Source organism: Gilliamella sp. G0441, from assembly GCF_050589305.1.
Lineage (GTDB): Bacteria > Pseudomonadota > Gammaproteobacteria > Enterobacterales > Orbaceae > Gilliamella.
Genome location: NZ_JBNRJF010000008.1, coordinates 63,431 through 80,500 on the forward strand (window position 1 = coordinate 63,431; position 17,070 = coordinate 80,500).

The 17,070-nt window shown below is 37.6% G+C and carries 16 protein-coding genes; 9 read left to right on the forward strand and 7 right to left on the reverse strand.

From position 1 onward, the window contains the following. Window positions 1-80 precede the first annotated feature (80 nt). Both lspA and ispH read left to right on the forward strand, forming a co-directional pair. Window positions 81-551 carry a signal peptidase II gene (gene lspA / locus ACKJXD_RS08260; protein ID WP_430876039.1) on the forward strand — a complete coding sequence of 157 codons (471 nt, stop codon included), beginning with the start codon at window positions 81-83 and terminating at the stop codon, window positions 549-551. Window position 552: 1 nt separating this feature from the next. Then, window positions 553-1,500, forward strand: a complete 948-nt coding sequence (gene ispH, locus ACKJXD_RS08265; protein ID WP_220216265.1) for a 4-hydroxy-3-methylbut-2-enyl diphosphate reductase — start codon at window positions 553-555, stop codon at window positions 1,498-1,500. A 4-nt stretch (window positions 1,501-1,504) separates the two neighbouring features. Here ispH and ACKJXD_RS08270 read toward each other — a convergent pair whose 3' ends face one another. Continuing rightward, on the reverse strand, window positions 1,505-1,759 hold the full coding sequence (locus ACKJXD_RS08270) for a YfhL family 4Fe-4S dicluster ferredoxin (RefSeq protein WP_220216264.1): 255 nt from the start codon (window positions 1,757-1,759) through the stop codon (window positions 1,505-1,507). Window positions 1,760-2,024: 265 nt separating this feature from the next. Here ACKJXD_RS08270 and ACKJXD_RS08275 point away from each other — a divergent pair, with 265 nt between their 5' ends. Then, the gene (locus tag ACKJXD_RS08275; RefSeq protein ID WP_220216263.1) at window positions 2,025-3,221 is read left to right on the forward strand and encodes an efflux RND transporter periplasmic adaptor subunit; all 1,197 of its coding nucleotides are present in this window, start codon (window positions 2,025-2,027) and stop codon (window positions 3,219-3,221) included. A 1-nt stretch (window position 3,222) separates the two neighbouring features. Beyond that, window positions 3,223-5,193, forward strand: a complete 1,971-nt coding sequence (locus tag ACKJXD_RS08280) for a MacB family efflux pump subunit (RefSeq protein WP_411599272.1) — start codon at window positions 3,223-3,225, stop codon at window positions 5,191-5,193. Between the two features lie 156 nt (window positions 5,194-5,349). Here ACKJXD_RS08280 and ACKJXD_RS08285 read toward each other — a convergent pair whose 3' ends face one another. Both ACKJXD_RS08285 and ACKJXD_RS08290 read right to left on the reverse strand, forming a co-directional pair. Next, a complete protein-coding gene (locus ACKJXD_RS08285; RefSeq protein ID WP_430876040.1) occupies window positions 5,350-6,051 on the reverse strand; it encodes a DsbA family protein in 702 nt (233 codons plus the stop codon). A gap of 16 nt (window positions 6,052-6,067) precedes the next feature. Then, window positions 6,068-6,334: a YihD family protein gene (locus ACKJXD_RS08290; RefSeq protein ID WP_294826237.1), complete on the reverse strand. Its 267-nt coding sequence runs from the start codon at window positions 6,332-6,334 to the stop codon at window positions 6,068-6,070. A 286-nt stretch (window positions 6,335-6,620) separates the two neighbouring features. Between ACKJXD_RS08290 and mobA the strand changes: the two genes are divergently transcribed. Further along, a complete protein-coding gene (mobA, locus tag ACKJXD_RS08295) occupies window positions 6,621-7,205 on the forward strand; it encodes a molybdenum cofactor guanylyltransferase MobA (RefSeq protein ID WP_430876041.1) in 585 nt (194 codons plus the stop codon). Window positions 7,206-7,229: 24 nt separating this feature from the next. Here the strand turns inward: mobA and ACKJXD_RS08300 are convergent, their stop codons facing one another. After that, window positions 7,230-8,258, reverse strand: coding sequence for a threonine aldolase family protein (locus ACKJXD_RS08300; RefSeq protein WP_430876042.1), 1,029 nt, complete (start codon window positions 8,256-8,258; stop codon window positions 7,230-7,232). Between the two features lie 85 nt (window positions 8,259-8,343). On the opposite strand from ACKJXD_RS08300, the gene mobB reads away from it, so the two are divergent. Further along, complete coding sequence (gene mobB, locus ACKJXD_RS08305) at window positions 8,344-8,850, forward strand: molybdopterin-guanine dinucleotide biosynthesis protein B (protein ID WP_267358986.1); 507 nt, start codon at window positions 8,344-8,346, stop codon at window positions 8,848-8,850. Between the two features lie 93 nt (window positions 8,851-8,943). Here mobB and grpE read toward each other — a convergent pair whose 3' ends face one another. Then, window positions 8,944-9,528, reverse strand: coding sequence for a nucleotide exchange factor GrpE (gene grpE / locus ACKJXD_RS08310; RefSeq protein WP_430876043.1), 585 nt, complete (start codon window positions 9,526-9,528; stop codon window positions 8,944-8,946). A 157-nt stretch (window positions 9,529-9,685) separates the two neighbouring features. On the opposite strand from grpE, the gene nadK reads away from it, so the two are divergent. After that, window positions 9,686-10,564 (forward strand): NAD(+) kinase, encoded by an 879-nt coding sequence (nadK, locus tag ACKJXD_RS08315; protein WP_220216258.1) that lies wholly within the window; start codon window positions 9,686-9,688, stop codon window positions 10,562-10,564. 109 nt (window positions 10,565-10,673) lie between these two features. On the opposite strand, the gene ACKJXD_RS08320 is transcribed toward nadK, so the two are convergent. Together ACKJXD_RS08320 and argF are read right to left on the reverse strand one after the other, a co-directional pair. Next, complete coding sequence (locus tag ACKJXD_RS08320) at window positions 10,674-11,177, reverse strand: phosphatidylglycerophosphatase A family protein (RefSeq protein WP_220216257.1); 504 nt, start codon at window positions 11,175-11,177, stop codon at window positions 10,674-10,676. 97 nt (window positions 11,178-11,274) lie between these two features. Further along, window positions 11,275-12,285 carry an ornithine carbamoyltransferase gene (gene argF, locus ACKJXD_RS08325; RefSeq protein WP_430876044.1) on the reverse strand — a complete coding sequence of 337 codons (1,011 nt, stop codon included), beginning with the start codon at window positions 12,283-12,285 and terminating at the stop codon, window positions 11,275-11,277. A 268-nt stretch (window positions 12,286-12,553) separates the two neighbouring features. Here argF and carA point away from each other — a divergent pair, with 268 nt between their 5' ends. Then, window positions 12,554-13,714, forward strand: coding sequence for a glutamine-hydrolyzing carbamoyl-phosphate synthase small subunit (carA, locus tag ACKJXD_RS08330; protein ID WP_430876045.1), 1,161 nt, complete (start codon window positions 12,554-12,556; stop codon window positions 13,712-13,714). Window position 13,715: 1 nt separating this feature from the next. Further along, a complete protein-coding gene (gene carB / locus ACKJXD_RS08335; protein WP_430876046.1) occupies window positions 13,716-16,931 on the forward strand; it encodes a carbamoyl-phosphate synthase large subunit in 3,216 nt (1,071 codons plus the stop codon). The last annotated feature ends 139 nt before the right edge of the window (window positions 16,932-17,070 follow it).

Consider the following 17,070-nt stretch of genomic DNA (forward strand, 5'->3'; position numbering starts at 1 on the left):
TATAAGACAATAGCTTATAGCCACTTATTACATTAAGCGCCGACAACAGTCGGCGAAATATCATCATGAGCATGAACTTTATGAAAAAAGAGAATGGACTTTACTGGTTAATTATTAGCACAATTGTGTTCTTTGTTGATATTGCTAGTAAATTTTGGATCCTAAATAAATTCAACCTTTATGAATCAATCAACGTGTTACCTTTCTTCTCGATTACTTATGTACAAAATATTGGCGCTGCATTTAGTATTTTTGAAGGTCAACGTTGGATGCTTGCAGCCGTTGCTTTACTCATTAGTGGTGCCATTGTGTATATGCTTTATCGTAACAAACGACAGCAAAAATTAGAAAATTTTTCACTATCACTTATATTAGGTGGTGCATTAGGCAACCTATTTGACCGCCTTTATCATGGTTTTGTGGTTGATTTTCTAGATGTAAATTTCGGTTGCTGGCACTACCCAACCTTTAATATTGCTGATTGTGCGATTTGTATCGGTATTGGATTATTTATTCTAAGTAGTTATAAAAAACCCCAAAAGACCGAATAACATGCAAATTATTTTAGCTAACCCTCGAGGTTTTTGTGCTGGTGTTGATCGAGCTATCACGATCGTTGAACGCGCACTTGAACTCTTTGGCGCACCTGTTTATGTTCGCCATGAAGTGGTGCATAACCGCTATGTGGTTAACAACTTGAAAGAGCTAGGCGCAATTTTTATTGAACAAATTGACGAAGTCCCTGACGATAGTATTCTTATCTTTTCTGCGCATGGTGTATCTAAAGCGGTGCGTGAAGAAGCAAAAAAACGAAAACTTCGTATCTTTGATGCGACTTGCCCGTTAGTGACTAAAGTTCATATGGAAGTGGCAAGATCCAGTTATCGTGGTGAAGAAGTAGTCTTAATCGGTCATGCCGGGCATATTGAAGTGGATGGTACATTAGGTCAATACAATAATCCTAATGGTGGTATTTATTTGATTGAATCGATAAACGATGTTCAAACATTACAAGTCAAAAACGAAGATCACCTGTGCTTTACCACCCAAACGACCTTATCAGTGGAAGATACGGCGGAAATCATTGCTGCCTTAAAAGTACGATTTCCTAAAATCCGTAGCCCGCGTAAAAATGATATTTGTTATGCCACAACCAATCGACAACAAGCCGTAAAACAACTTTCATCACAAGCAGATGTGATACTTGTCGTCGGCTCAAAAAATTCATCCAATTCCAACCGATTAGCTGAACTTGCCAGACGCAACAGTAAAAATGCTTATTTGATTGATTATGCCACCGATATTGAACAAGAATGGTTAATTAATGCTCGCACGGTGGGCGTAACGGCAGGCGCATCTGCGCCCGATATTTTAGTGCAACAGGTTATTGAACATTTGAAAAGTTTGGGTTGCACATCACTGATCGAAACAGACGGGATTTTAGAAAATATTACCTTTGAAATTCCTAAAGAATTGCGTATTGAAGTAAAAGCAAACTAACGGGTTAATTTGTGTGTTTTAGTTGCTCAAACTTTGCCAATAGCTGATCATGGGTCTCGATATGCTCAGGATCAGCAATAATAGCATTTTGAATGGGGCAAACACGCTGACAAGTTGAATGATCATAATAACCGACACATTCAGTACATTTGTTGGGATCGATTTCATAAGTATCAAACCCCATAGAGATAGCCTCGTTAGGACATTCAGGCTCACACATATCACAATTAATACATTTACTGGTTATTTTTAATGCCATTGCTCAATTAACTTTATCATCTCCAAAAAATTTGCGCCATTATAGCGCAATCCTTCCTAATTTCTAAAAAAGAATACAGCTATCATGTTCGTGATAGACCAAATAAGTTTGAATTTATTGAAATATTTCAATATAAATTAGATAATTTAGCCTGTATTATTTTCATAATAATTACAATTTATTAAGAATAGTTATCAATAACATTTATATTATTACGCTACAATGCTAAAACGATTAAAGAATAGAATAAAAGGATGAAAAGATATTGTTAAAGTTAATTAAATTCAAAAATATAGTGATTGCTATTTTTCTGTTTGTGCTTCTCTATATTATCAAGCTGATCGTTTTTCCGTCACAATCGCCAGTGAATTATATTACCTCACCTGTGACTAAAGTTAATATTGAAAAAACGGTACTGGCTGATGGAACAATTAGCGCCTTCAAGCAAGTCAGCGTGGGTGCGCAGGTTTCGGGTCAGATCAAAAAGTTATATGTTGAATTAGGTGATCAAGTTAAACAAGGAGACATGATTGCTGAAATTGATGATTTAAAACAAAGCAATGATTTGAAACAAGCCGAAGCTTCGCTTAGTAGCCTTGAAGCACAACGTAAATCAAAACAAGCCAACTTAATTAATTACCAACTGACTTATAATCGCCAATTAAAACTCGTCAATAAAGGTGTCGGCGTTCAATCCGATTTAGATTCAGCCAAAGCCGATCTCGATGCAATCAAAGCCGATATCGCTGCCTTAGATGCAAATATCATCAGTGCACAAGTCGCTGTTGATACAGCCAAAGTGAATCTTGGTTATACCAAAATACGATCACCTATTGATGGCGTGATTGTCGCCATACCCGTTGATCAAGGTCAAACCGTTAACTCTGTGCAAAGTGCACCAACCATTGTGAAAGTTGCACAATTGGATAAGATGACCGTTGAAGCACAAATTTCAGAAGCGGATGTCATTAATGTAAAAAAAGGAATGCCCGTCTATTTCACCATATTAGGCGAACCTAATAGACGTTTTGACGGTTTAACATTACGCGCCATTGAACCTGCGCCAGATTCGATTAATACGGAAAGTTCATCAAGTTTAAGTTCTTCGTCATCCACCACCAAAACAGCAATTTACTATAATGGATTATTCGATGTTGATAATCCTGATCATATTTTACGAATTTCGATGACAGCCCAAGTTTATATTGTTTTATCTGAAGCAAAAGATGTATTGGCAATCCCATCTCAAGCAATCCAAAAAAATTTGGCAGATAATAAAGCAATTGTCTATGTACTTAATCAACAAAATAATGCTGAAGAACGAGAAGTCAGTTTAGGTATCAATAATAATATTAATGTGGAAATCAAATCCGGACTTAAAGAAGGGGAAGTCGTCATTATTGGTAGTGACAATGGCGCATTATTCAATCCTAATGGACGCACGCCGAGGATAAGATTCTGATATGACAAACACTAATAATCCGCTGATCAAACTTGAAAACATTGTTCGTGAATTTCCAGCTGGCGATTCAACCATACAAGTGCTTAAAAGCATCAATCTAACGATTAATGCTGGCGAAATGGTTGCCATTATTGGTGCGTCTGGTTCGGGCAAATCAACATTAATGAATATTTTAGGTTGTTTAGATAAACCAAGCTCTGGCGTCTATACCATTGGAGGACGAACCACCAATCAATTATCACCTGATGAATTAGCTGAATTACGTCGTGAACACTTTGGTTTTATCTTTCAACGTTATCATTTGCTAAACGCCTTAACGGCACAAGGTAATGTTGAAATCCCTGCTATTTATGCCGGAATCACCAATGAACAACGGAAAAAACGAGCTATTGAAATATTAACCCGTTTAGGGCTTGAAGATAAGATTAATAATAAACCCAGTCAATTATCTGGCGGTCAACAACAGCGTGTCAGTATTGCTCGAGCCTTAATAAACGGCGGACAAGTTATTTTAGCAGATGAACCGACGGGCGCACTTGACCGTAAAAGCGGCTTAGAAGTCATGGCTATCTTGCGAGAACTTCATAAACAAGGGCATACCGTCATTATTGTGACACATGATAGCAATATTGCCCAAAGTGCAGAACGGATTATTGAAATCAGTGACGGAAATATTATCTCTGACTCAATCAATCCTAACTATCACGCAGAAGAAGAGGATCATCGCCAAGTCAAACAGATCGAAACGACTAAAACCCAAGACAACTTTCAAGCTAAGTATAATCGTTTTCGAGATGCCTTTAATATGGCAATATTGTCGATGCTTTCTCAACGATTACGAACTTTTCTTACCATGCTTGGTATTATCATTGGTATTGCCTCGGTAGTTTCAATGGTTGCCTTAGGCGAAGGCACAAAACAAAAAATATTATCGAATATAAATTCGTTAGGGACAAGCACACTCGAAATTTATCCCGGAAGCGGATTTGGGGATCGCAACGCAGATAAAATTACCACCTTACGCTCATCCGACGCCGACTTTTTAGCAAAACAAAGTTTTGTACATAGCACGACCCCAAATCTGGCAACATCAGTCTATTTTCGGGTTAAAAATTTGGCTGTAACGGGGACTGTAAATGGTGTGGGAGAGCAATTTTTTGCCGTTCGTGGTTATAACATTACCCAAGGTATTGCGTTTGATCAGGCCAGTGTTGCTTCGTCAGCACAAGATGCCGTTATCGATGAAAATACCGTTAAACAGCTATTTAAGAATGAAAATCCAATCGGCAAAATTCTGATGGTGGGTCAATTACCGGTACGAATAATTGGCGTTGCCACAAAACAACAACAAGGTTTTGGTAATAATGAAAGCCTTAACATCTGGCTTCCTTACACCACAGTCATTAATCGCATGGTGGGACAAACCTCGTTAAGAAGTATTACGGTTCGGGTCAATGATAATGTTGATTTATCGATTGCTGAACAAGCGATTAATAAAATCATGATACAACGTCATGGTGTTAAAGACTTTTTTATTTTTAATTCAGACAGCATTCGTGACACCGTTAACTCCTCAGCTTGGGTATTAACATTATTAATTTCAACCATTGCATTTATCTCACTGTTAGTGGGGGGGATTGGTGTTATGAATATCATGCTAGTATCCGTCACAGAAAGAACCCGAGAGATTGGCGTACGCATGGCAGTGGGTGCACGTTCAAGTGATATACTGCAACAGTTTTTAATCGAAGCGGTATTAGTATGTCTTATCGGTGGTACATTAGGCATCTTATTATCATTTGTGGTTGGTGGGATTTTCAATTATGTTGTCACATCTTTTGCGATGCGTTTTTCTATCATTTCAATTATCGCTGCCTTTAGTTGTTCAAGTGTCATTGGCATAATTTTTGGTTATTTTCCAGCTAAACGAGCCGCCAAACTTGATCCGATTTATGCTTTAGAACGAGAATAACGTTTTTAAAACCTCACCTAAAATTAAAATCCCTCTGCAATCATGATATTGCAAAGGGATTTAAAATAACAACCTTAAAAATTGTCATCATGTTACATTCAAATACTATGACAATTTATCGCACTCAAAACAGATGTTTTAATCAATGACACTCGCTTAATTTTTGGTTTTCGGATCTAAGCCGACTAAGAACGAAGTCACTCTTAAATAATCATTAATAAATGCTTGTTCATCAGATATATTAAGTCCTTTGGAATTGACATAAAACTTGCGATTAACGATAACAGAAGGTATTGAGTTTGGTTTCAATTCTTTAATGGCATCGGTTTGTTGTGCCATAAAAGCTTTAACTAAAAAATTGTCTTTCGTTTCATCAAACGTTTTACTATCCACACCTAACGTTAAAAATACCGCTTTGATGTCGTCAGCAGTTTTTATGCTACGCTCTTCTTGTATTGCCTGATAAAAAGCGTCTGAAGCTTTATCTTGAATACCAAGTACATTCGCTATCGCCCATGCTTGAGCAAGTTCCTTGGCAAGTGGCCCAAAATCCTCTAAATGATAACGTTTAAATTTTACCCCTTCTGGTAAATCCTTGCTGATAAGTTGTGCACCATGATATTTTGTTTCAAATCGGTAGCAACTAGGACAATTAAATGAAAAAAACTCAATCACTTCTTTGTCTGGTGATGGATTAGTCGGTAGTACAACATACTGAACACCTTTTTCAATCGGTGCTAATGGTGCCGTAATAGTCGGTGTTTGATTTTCCTTAGAGTCAATACTTGCGGGGGCTTGCTCTGCAAAACTATTTACCGAAAAAAGTAATACTCCCAAAGCAATAAACGTCTTTTTCATTAGTCAATTCTCCTTATTATTTAATAATGCCACGCGCTTTTAACAAGGCACTTTTAAAATCATCTTCATAATCTTTTTTCAGACCGGGGATAGCTTCATTTTTATCAGCGTCACGCATTTTTAAATGATAAATCAGAACCTCATCACTTAACTCTTTTAAGTCGCCTTTAAAACCTGCTTCTTGCCCTAATTGCGCAAGAAATTGTAACAGATTCAGATCTGAGTCTTTTTCCCAGGCTGCCTGTAATAACTCCATTAATTCATCAATACGATGACATTTCATAATTCATACCTTTTTGTATACTTCAAATTAATTGAAGATGATGAGATAAAATTAATGTTAAATATTTAACGCTATAAATTCTGTCACAGAAACATAAACAATAGTAGCGATTCTTTTTATTAAATACAAACGACACGTTAAAAGTCATGGGTATCGACTTATCTTTCAATACAATTTAATGTCTATAAAATAATTGTGATAAGTCTATTTTCCCTTATAACTTAAATTAATTTTGCTATATAGTAATGCTATTTAGATTTTTCGCAATGTGAAACAGAGACATTTTATGGGCAAACTACCTATTACAACAATTATCTTAGCTGGCGGAAAAAGTACCCGAATGAATGGTAACGATAAAGGATTATTACAGCTAAATGGTAAACCGCTTTATCAACATGTCATTGAACGTATTGAATCACAAACAGATTTCATCATGATTAACTGTAATCGCAATCTAAATCAATATCAAAAGGCAGGCTATCCTACCTTCATTGATGATTTAGCGGGTTATCATGGCCCCCTTTCCGGCATTTACAGTGGGTTATTACGTAGCACTACCGACTGGAACTTATTTGTCAGTTGTGATACGCCTTTTTTACCTGACGATTTAATCTTTCGTTTAACCCAACACACCACGACACATTACGCTATTTATCCCTTTGACGGGCGGTATCATCATCCAACCATTTTATTGATTCATAAAACCATCATTACCCCACTTAAAGCTTATTTGGCACAAGGTGAACGTAAATTGATGTTATTTTTACAACAAATCAATGCTTATTCTGTCGATTTTAGTGATAAACCATCATGTTTTACCAATATTAATACCCCTGAGATACTTGAGCAACTCACTCAATCAAAAAAATAAATCTCTTATTTCTAGATTAAACTGCTATTTATTCCATTTTGTTAGGTGTTTAGCAAAATCGTCTATTTCAACATCCTGTGTTGCCCAAGAAGTACAAAAACGTAACCCGATATGCGCCTCATCAATTGCCCCAAGATTATCGACCGAATAATGTGCAAGGATTTTCTTGGCTAATCGTTTTGGCACACTAACAAATAATTGATTGCTTTGTGGTTTACTTAAGAATGAAAATCCAGCATTTTCAAACAGTGTTTGCAGTTTATCTGCCATATAATTACTATGCTTACCCAGTTTGATATACAAGTTGTTTTGCATCAACGCATTCATTTGTACGGCAACGATCCAACTTTTAGCTAAAATTGCGCCTTTTTGCTTCATACTAAATCGAAAATCTTGGTTAATCGTCAGGTTATTAAACACCAATGCTTCACCCGCAAATGCCCCTACTTTCGTGCCACCTATATAAAAAACATCGGTATATTTAGCTAAATCCGGAAAGGTTAGATCATTATCTTTAGCCGCTAATGCCATTGCCAGACGTGCACCATCTAAATACAGATAAAGTTGATTATTTTGACAAAATTGATATAGCTTTTTAAGCTCTTGCTTACTATAAATAGTACCAAGTTCGGTGGTGTTTGAAATATACACTAATTTAGGTTGTACCATATGTTCATCATGATGATGTGCCAAAACGGGTTTTAGCAATTCAGGCGTCAATTTTCCATCTTGGCTTTTCACCGTTAATACTTTATGTCCTGTTGCTTCAATCGCCCCTGTTTCATGCACATTAATATGTCCACTTTCGGTCGCAATAACCGCTTGATAAGGTTTTAAAATATGCGAAATAACCGTTAAATTCGTGATAGTTCCACCTGGCATAAAATGTATATCTGCATTCGGCGATTTTAGACGCTTTTTGATATTTTCTTTAACTTGATGACAGCACTCATCTAAACCATAGCCACTTAACTTTTTATTGGTCGTTTCAACAAAGCTTTTTAACAAGCTTGGATGCACTGTTTGGTTATAATCATTCAAAAAATCATACATATCATTACCTTTATTCCGCCTTCATTTTTTAATATGATGTTATATTAATCGCATCTTCAATATAACACGATAAAGCAGAGAGTCTATGAACAATACAAAAATGATTGGAATTAGTGGCTATAGTGGCAGTGGTAAAACGACCCTACTCAAAAAAATAATTCCTTTATTGGTCGAACAGGGTTTTCGCATAGGCTCGTTAAAGCATGCGCATCATAATATTGAACTAGATATTCCCGGAAAAGATAGTTATGAACTGCGAAAAGCCGGTTCTTTACAAACCATTATTGCTTGTGATAACCGCTATGCATTTATTGAAGAGACCCCAAACAATCCTGTCGATTTATCGACACTGATTAACCAATTTAGCCATGTCGATATCGTTTTGGTTGAAGGATTTAAAGAAGAGAAAATACCTAAAATTATTTGTCATCGGCATACAAATCAACCTCAGCTGTATATTGACGAATATACCCTAGCCATCGCCAGTGATGAACCATTAGAGAGTCATCTACCTGTATTTGATATCAATCAAGCCGATCCAATCGTTGAGTTTATAAAAGGATATTTATCATTGCCAAAACAGCATAAATAAAAGATAAAGGGTGTATTAACCTATCTTTTTAAGCAAACCGAAACAAAAAAGGGAAATACTTCATTTCCCTTTTATTTCAGCATAATCGCTTATTTATTTCGCAACAATCACCATTGCCGGACGGATTAAACGACCATTTAAGGTATAACCTTTTTGAATGGTATTGACGATTTGACCTGATTGATGATCTGGCGATTCAACCATGCTAATCGCTTGGTGAATATCAGGATTTAATTGTGAATCTACTGTGTTAATCACTTCAATCCCAAACTTTTTGACGGTATCTAAAAATGATTTTAAGGTAAGCTCTAATCCTTCAACAGTTGCTTGATGTTCAGGATTATTTTTATCGGTAGATTCTAGAGCTCGCTCTAAATTATCGATAACTGGCAACAGTTCATTCGAAAATTTTTCTAACGCAAATTTTCGTGCTTTATCAACGTCTTGTTCAACACGTTTACGAACATTATCAATCTCAGCACGGGCACGAATCATCGCCTCACTCTCATTTTTTTTCGCAATTTGTAATGCCTGTTCTAATTCAGCAATACGTGCATCTTTCGCTTTTAATTGCTCCTCGTAATTCGGTTCAGCTGGTGCTTCTGATTCTTTTGGTTCTTCTACCGCTACATCAATGTTAGATTCATTTTCTGACATGTTCTTGTCTTGCTCTGTCATAAGGTACTCCAAATATAGTCGAAAACTTAGTGAATTAAGGTTATTATGGGGACGATTTTTGTTATTGCAAGGTTATCTCTATAGGTTAATATATATTTTTTTATTTTTAATTAAAAAAATCAATGATACTTAAATAAAAAAATGACAAGGATATTTTATGGGTGCACCATTTAAATGTATTGGTTTAGTTGGCATTCCACGCAAATTAGACGCTATCGAAACCCACAGAGTGCTTTATGATTGGTTAATCAAATTAGGTATTCGTGTTTTAGTTGAAGACCGATTAGCGGAATTTATTAAATTTCCAGCCAATGTCTATGCCAATTTGGATACGATTGGAGAACAAGCTGATCTGGCCATTGTTGTTGGTGGCGATGGCAATATGTTGCGTTCGGCTCGCTATTTATCACACTATAAAATTAGAGTAATCGGCGTGAATCGGGGTAATTTGGGCTTTTTAACCGACATTTCGCATGAGCAAGTCGTAGAACAGTTAAGTCCAGTTATTGCCGGAGAATATGACGATGACCCTCGCTTTTTACTTGAAGTTTCAATTTATGATAATGGCAATCTCATCAATTCCGGTTTTGCTGTTAATGAAATTGTCGTTACGCCCAATACCGTTGCGCATATGATTGATTACGATGTGTATATCAATGAACGCAATGCATTCTCACAGCGTGCGGATGGTTTAATTATTGCAACCCCAACCGGCTCTACCGCCTACTCCTTGTCTGCTGGTGGACCAATTTTAGCGCCTCACTTAGATGCACTCATTATTACACCAATGTTTCCACACTCATTGGCGGTAAGACCATTAGTCATCAAAAGTGATAACCCTATCCATCTTAAGTTTCCAACCACTGCATTAGATTTGAATATTGCTTGCGATAGCCAAATTATTTTACCGGTCAAACCAAGCTATGATGTTATTATTCGCCGTTCTGGATATGAATTTAATTTAATTCATTCTAAAGATTATGATTATTTTAATAACCTTTCCAGTAAATTGGGTTGGTCACAAAAAATGTATTAAATCATTTAGCTAACCACTTTTAGACAGAAAATCATTATCGATTATGGCTCGCAGGTAATCATTTTAACCTGCGAGCATACCAAGAAGGTAAAAATGCTGTTATTTTAAATCAGCAGGGAATCACATAAGCCAACACATAAACAGTCAGGGATGAAAAAATCGCTGCAATTACATCATCCACCATAATACCAAAACCACCGGGCACACGCTTATCAAACCAACGAATAGGCCAAGGTTTTGCCATATCAAATACTCGAAAAGCAACAAAAGCAATCGCAATCCATAGTAGTGAATATTGTGGGATAAAAAATAGCGTTATCCACATACCAACAAATTCATCCCAAACGATATGCCCTGAGTCATGCGTATGTGTATCATCTGATGTCTTTTGACAAAGAAAACAGCCAAACATAAATGTCACAAAAATAAAGATCCAATATAAAATCGGTTGTAACTCGTTAAATAACAACCACAGCGGAATCGCCATTAATGACCCCATTGTGCCAGGCATAATTGGGGATAAGCCACTTCCTAATCCCACCGCTAAAAAATGGATCGGATTAGTAAGTTTTAAGTGTTTTTTAAAATCTTTATTACGTGCTTGTTTTGTCATGTTTGCTTTTAAATTTGATAAAATGATGCCGACTTAACGTCGGCAAACATAGCAAAATGCTGATAGTTAATTAGCATTTTTATTGATGAGTATTATATTATTCGTCTTTGGTTAACGTTGCAACCATTACGGCTTTAATGGTATGTAAACGATTTTCTGCTTCATCAAAAACAATACTCTGTCGAGATTCAAATACATCGTTAGTCACTTCTAAACCATCTGTTAAACCATATTGCGCTGCCATTTGCTTGCCGACGGTGGTATTCATATCGTGAAAAGCGGGCAAACAGTGCATAAATTTCACATCGGGATTATGAGTAAGATTAATCACATTTTGATTAATTTGATAAGGCGCCAACAGTTTGACCCGTTCATCCCAAACGTCTTTAGGTTCTCCCATGGAAACCCACACATCGGTATAGAGAAAATCAACGCCGTTAACACCATCAGCAACATCTTCTGTTAAAAGGATTTTAGCCCCTGTCGTTTTTGCTATATCTTGGCACTGTTCGACCAGTTCCGATTCGGGTTGGCACGCTTTAGGCGCCACTAAACGAATCTCCATACCCATTAAAGCTGCGCCTTCCATCAACGAATTCCCCATATTATTACGCGCATCACCTAGATAGGCGAATTTGACACTGCTTAATGCCCGATTGCCGATATGTTCTTTCATGGTCATAAAGTCAGCTAAAATCTGTGTAGGGTGTGCTTCGGTGGTTAATCCATTCCACACAGGGACACCGGCATACTTCGCTAAAGTTTCGACAATATCTTGTCCATAACCTCGATACTCAATACCGTCATACATCCGTCCTAATACACGGGCAGTATCTGCAATAGATTCTTTATGGCCTATTTGGCTCCCACTTGGACCTAAATAAGTCACTTGGGCACCTTGATCAAATGCGCCCACTTCAAAAGCACAGCGCGTACGGGTTGAGTCTTTTTCGAAAATTAAGGCAATATTTTTACCCACCAGATGTTTTTTTTCAGTGCCTTGTTGCTTAGCGTGCTTTAATTGAATAGAAAGATCGATTAATTGATTAATTTCGCTTGGGGTGAAATCGAGTAAACGTAAAAAGTGGCGCTGATAAAAACCGTGCATGACGAGCTCCTAATCGAGATTATTATTCGCGCCATTCTATTTGAATAATTATTCACTTTCAAGCTAAACATAATAATATCTTTGATAATTTATGTGATTCGTTACAAGTCTCAAAAATGAGACATTATTATTCAATTAATTTTAATAATATTGCTTTTTTTGTATAAAAAAGTGTAATAAAATGGCTAAATATTATCTTTTCAAGATTAATAGCAATGAATTTTTATTCATATATAATGATTTTTTATTCTTAAAGGTCTTTTTAATCATGCAAACTTATGCCCTCCTTATATTACAAGACGGTTCACAATTTATCGGTACATCTATCGGCGCTGAAGGTCAAACTGTTGGCGAAGTTGTTTTTAATACCTCAATGACTGGCTATCAAGAAATATTGACCGATCCCTCTTACTGTGAACAATTAGTTACTTTAACTTATCCACATATTGGTAATGTGGGCACTAATGATGCAGATGCTGAATCAAATCAAGTTTACGCAAAAGGACTTATTATTCGTGATTTGCCACTATTAGCCAGTAATTATCGCTGTGAAAAAGATCTCTCCAGTTATCTAAAACAACACAATGTTGTTGCTATTGCCGATATTGATACCCGCCGTTTAACCCGTATTTTACGTGAAAAAGGCGCACAACATGGCGTTATTGTAACGGACAAAGATAAACAGACTTTACTCGAAAATGCAGAAGCAACCAAACAAATAGCTCTCAATTTTAAAGGATTAACCGGACTTGATTTAGCTAAAGAAGTAACGTGTGCTAAAAGTTATTGTTGGACGCAAGGCATTTGGACAAGACAAAATGAGCATCCAACACAAAAACCTGAAAGTGCTTTACCCTATCATGTTGTTGCCTATGATTTTGGTGTTAAACAAACTATTTTACGAATGTTAGTTGAACGGGGTTGCAAATTAACCATTGTGCCGGCTAAAACGAGTGCCGAACAAGTTTTAGCATTACATCCTGATGGTATCTTTTTATCTAATGGACCTGGCGATCCAGCACCGTGTACGTATGCCATAGATGCCATTAAACAGTTTTTAACCACCAATATTCCGATATTTGGCATCTGTCTTGGACATCAGCTGTTAGCGCTGGCATGTGGTGCGAAAACCAAAAAAATGAAATTTGGTCACCATGGTGGAAATCATCCGGTTAAAGATCTTGAGCATGATCGTGTCATGATTACCGCGCAAAATCATGGTTTTGCCGTTGATGAACACAGTTTACCGGCTCACTTACGTGTTACGCATCAATCCCTATTCGACGGCTCATTACAAGGTATTCATCATAATCAAAAACCCGCTTTTAGTTTTCAAGGACATCCCGAAGCCAGTCCTGGGCCACATGATGCCGCCCCGCTTTTTGATCACTTTATAGAATTAATTAAATTTTACCAGCAGGAGCAATAACATGGCTAAGCGAACAGACATCAACACTATTTTAATTATTGGCGCAGGCCCGATTGTTATTGGTCAAGCATGTGAATTTGATTATTCAGGCGCACAAGCCTGCAAAGCACTACGTGAAGAAGGCTATCGGGTTATTTTAGTGAATTCCAATCCTGCCACCATTATGACCGATCCTGAACTGGCAGATGCAACCTACGTTGAACCTATTCATTGGACAACGGTGAGCAAAATTATCGAACAAGAAAAACCCGATGCGATTTTACCCACAATGGGAGGACAAACTGCCCTTAACTGCGCTCTGGAACTTGAAAAACGCGGTATTTTAAAACAATTTAATGTTGAGATGATCGGTGCTACCGCTGACGCCATTGATAAAGCCGAAGATCGCAAACGTTTTGATCAAGCCATGAAAAAAATTGGTCTTGATACGGCTCGTTCGGGTATTGCCCATTCACTGACAGAAGCTTACGCTGTACTCGAACAAGTGGGCTTTCCTTGCATTATTCGCCCTTCATTTACGATGGGCGGTACCGGTGGTGGAATTGCTTATAATACTCAAGAATTTGATGAAATTTGTACTCGAGGATTAGATTTATCACCAACGAAAGAACTACTGATTGATGAGTCATTGATCGGTTGGAAAGAGTACGAAATGGAAGTTGTGCGAGATAAAAATGATAACTGCATCATTGTCTGTTCAATTGAAAATGTTGATCCTATGGGCATTCATACCGGCGATTCCATTACTGTTGCCCCAGCTCAAACCTTGACTGATAAAGAATATCAAATCATGCGTAATGCCTCGATAGCAGTACTTCGTGAAATTGGGGTAGAAACAGGTGGATCAAATGTTCAATTTTCGGTCGATCCCAAAACAGGACGCTTGATTGTCATTGAAATGAACCCACGGGTATCTCGCTCATCCGCATTAGCGTCAAAAGCAACTGGTTTTCCTATTGCTAAAATCGCCGCCAAACTGGCAGTCGGTTATACTCTTGATGAACTCGCCAATGATATTACAGGCGGTAGAACACCGGCATCATTTGAGCCTTCGATCGACTATGTCGTCACTAAGATTCCACGTTTTAACTTTGAAAAATTTGCCGGTTGTAATGATCGCTTAACCACACAAATGAAATCAGTAGGTGAAGTCATGGCGATTGGGCGTACTTTTCAAGAATCATTACAAAAAGCACTGCGAGGACTTGAAGTCGGTGCGTGTGGTTTTGATCCGAAAATTGACAATTATGATGATGAAAAAAACCTCAATAAAATACGTTATGAGCTACAAGAAGCTGGGGCTGAACGAATTTGGTATATTGCGGATGCTTTTCGAGCCGGTTTCAGCTTAGATGACGTTTTCACATTAACCAATATTGATCGCTGGTTTTTAGTGCAGATTGAAGAGCTTATCAAGCTTGAAAACCAACTAAAATCGCAATCATTCGCTAGCCTTAATTCAGAATCATTATGGCAACTTAAGCGTAAAGGTTTTTCAGATTTACGAATCGCTAAACTGCTGAATGTTAAAGAGCAAGACGTTCGTGATCGACGAAACCAATACCATATTCATCCGGTTTATAAACGGGTTGATACTTGTGCAGCAGAATTCTCAACCGATACGGCTTATCTTTACTCAACCTATGAACAAGAGTGCGAAGCCAAACCACAATTTCATCGCCCCAAAATTATGATATTAGGCGGTGGACCTAATCGGATTGGGCAAGGTATTGAGTTTGATTACTGTTGCGTGCATGCAGCACTAGCATTACGTGAAGATGGTTATGAAACCATTATGGTTAACTGTAATCCTGAAACGGTATCAACTGATTATGATATTTCAGATCGACTCTATTTCGAGCCTGTTACATTGGAAGATGTGCTAGAAATTGCCTGCGTTGAAAAGCCAAACGGTGTAATCGTCCAATACGGTGGACAAACACCACTTAAATTGGCTCGAGCACTGGAAGCAGCAGGATTACCAATTATTGGTACTTCACCTGATGCAATCGATCAGGCTGAAGATCGTCAACGCTTTCAAGCCATTGTTGAAAAATTAAAGTTGAAACAGCCGGTTAATGCTACTGTAACTGACATTGAAGAAGCCGTCATTAAAGCCGAACAAATTGGCTATCCATTAGTGGTCAGACCCTCTTACGTGCTTGGCGGTCGGGCAATGGAGATTGTTTATAATGAATCCGATTTAAGGCGATATTTTAAAACCGCTATCAGCGAATCTAACAACGCTCCTGTATTGCTTGATCACTTTCTAGATGACGCAATTGAAGTTGATATTGATGTGATTGCCGACGGCGAACAAATTATGATCGGCGGCATTATGGAGCACATTGAGCAAGCCGGTATTCACTCAGGCGATTCCGCTTGTTCATTACCCACTTATACATTAAGTCCGGACATTTTAGACAAATTGCGCAAACAAGCCAAACAGTTAGCCTTGGAACTTAATGTTAAAGGTTTGATGAATGGGCAATTTGCCGTCAAAGATAATCAAATTTATTTGATTGAAATCAACCCTCGAGCTGCTCGCACCGTGCCATTCGTGTCAAAAGCAACAGGACTGCCACTTGCCAAAATTGCCGCTAGGGTCATGACAGGTCAAACACTTGCTAAACAAAACATGACCAGTGAGCTTATTCCACCTTATTACTCAGTAAAAGAAGTGGTTTTACCATTTAATAAATTTAGTGGCGTTGACCCAATTTTAGGGCCAGAAATGCGATCCACTGGTGAAGTAATGGGAATCGGTAAAACCTTTGCCGAAGCTTTTGCTAAAGCGCAACTAGGTAGCTTATCGAATATGAAAAAATCGGGGAAAGCGCTCTTATCAGTTCGTGATCAAGACAAAACTCGCTTGTTAGCGATCGCTAAACGACTCATTGCGCATGGGTTTAGTATTGACGCCACTTTTGGCACCGCTAAGGCATTACAACAAGCTGGCATACTATGCCAAATGGTCAAAAAAGAAAACGAAGGACGCCCGAATATTCATGACCATATTAAAAATGGCGAATATAGCTATATTCTTAATACTACATCTGGGCGAGCAGCCATTGAAGCATCGAAAATTCTGCGTCGTAGTGCAATACAGTACAAAGTTCACTATGATACAACAATGAATGCCGCTTATGCTACAACGGTTGCATTAGACTGCGATCCAGCACAATATGTTGTATCATTGCAAACACTTTACGCATAAATATTGGGTAAAAAGTAAGCCTATAAAATAAATAGTGACTGACATATGTGCTGAGAACAAGAAACCTTAATACTATTAAAATATAGTATTAAGGATATTTTTAAATGGTAGCGTTAATTTAATCTTTCCACATAAACAT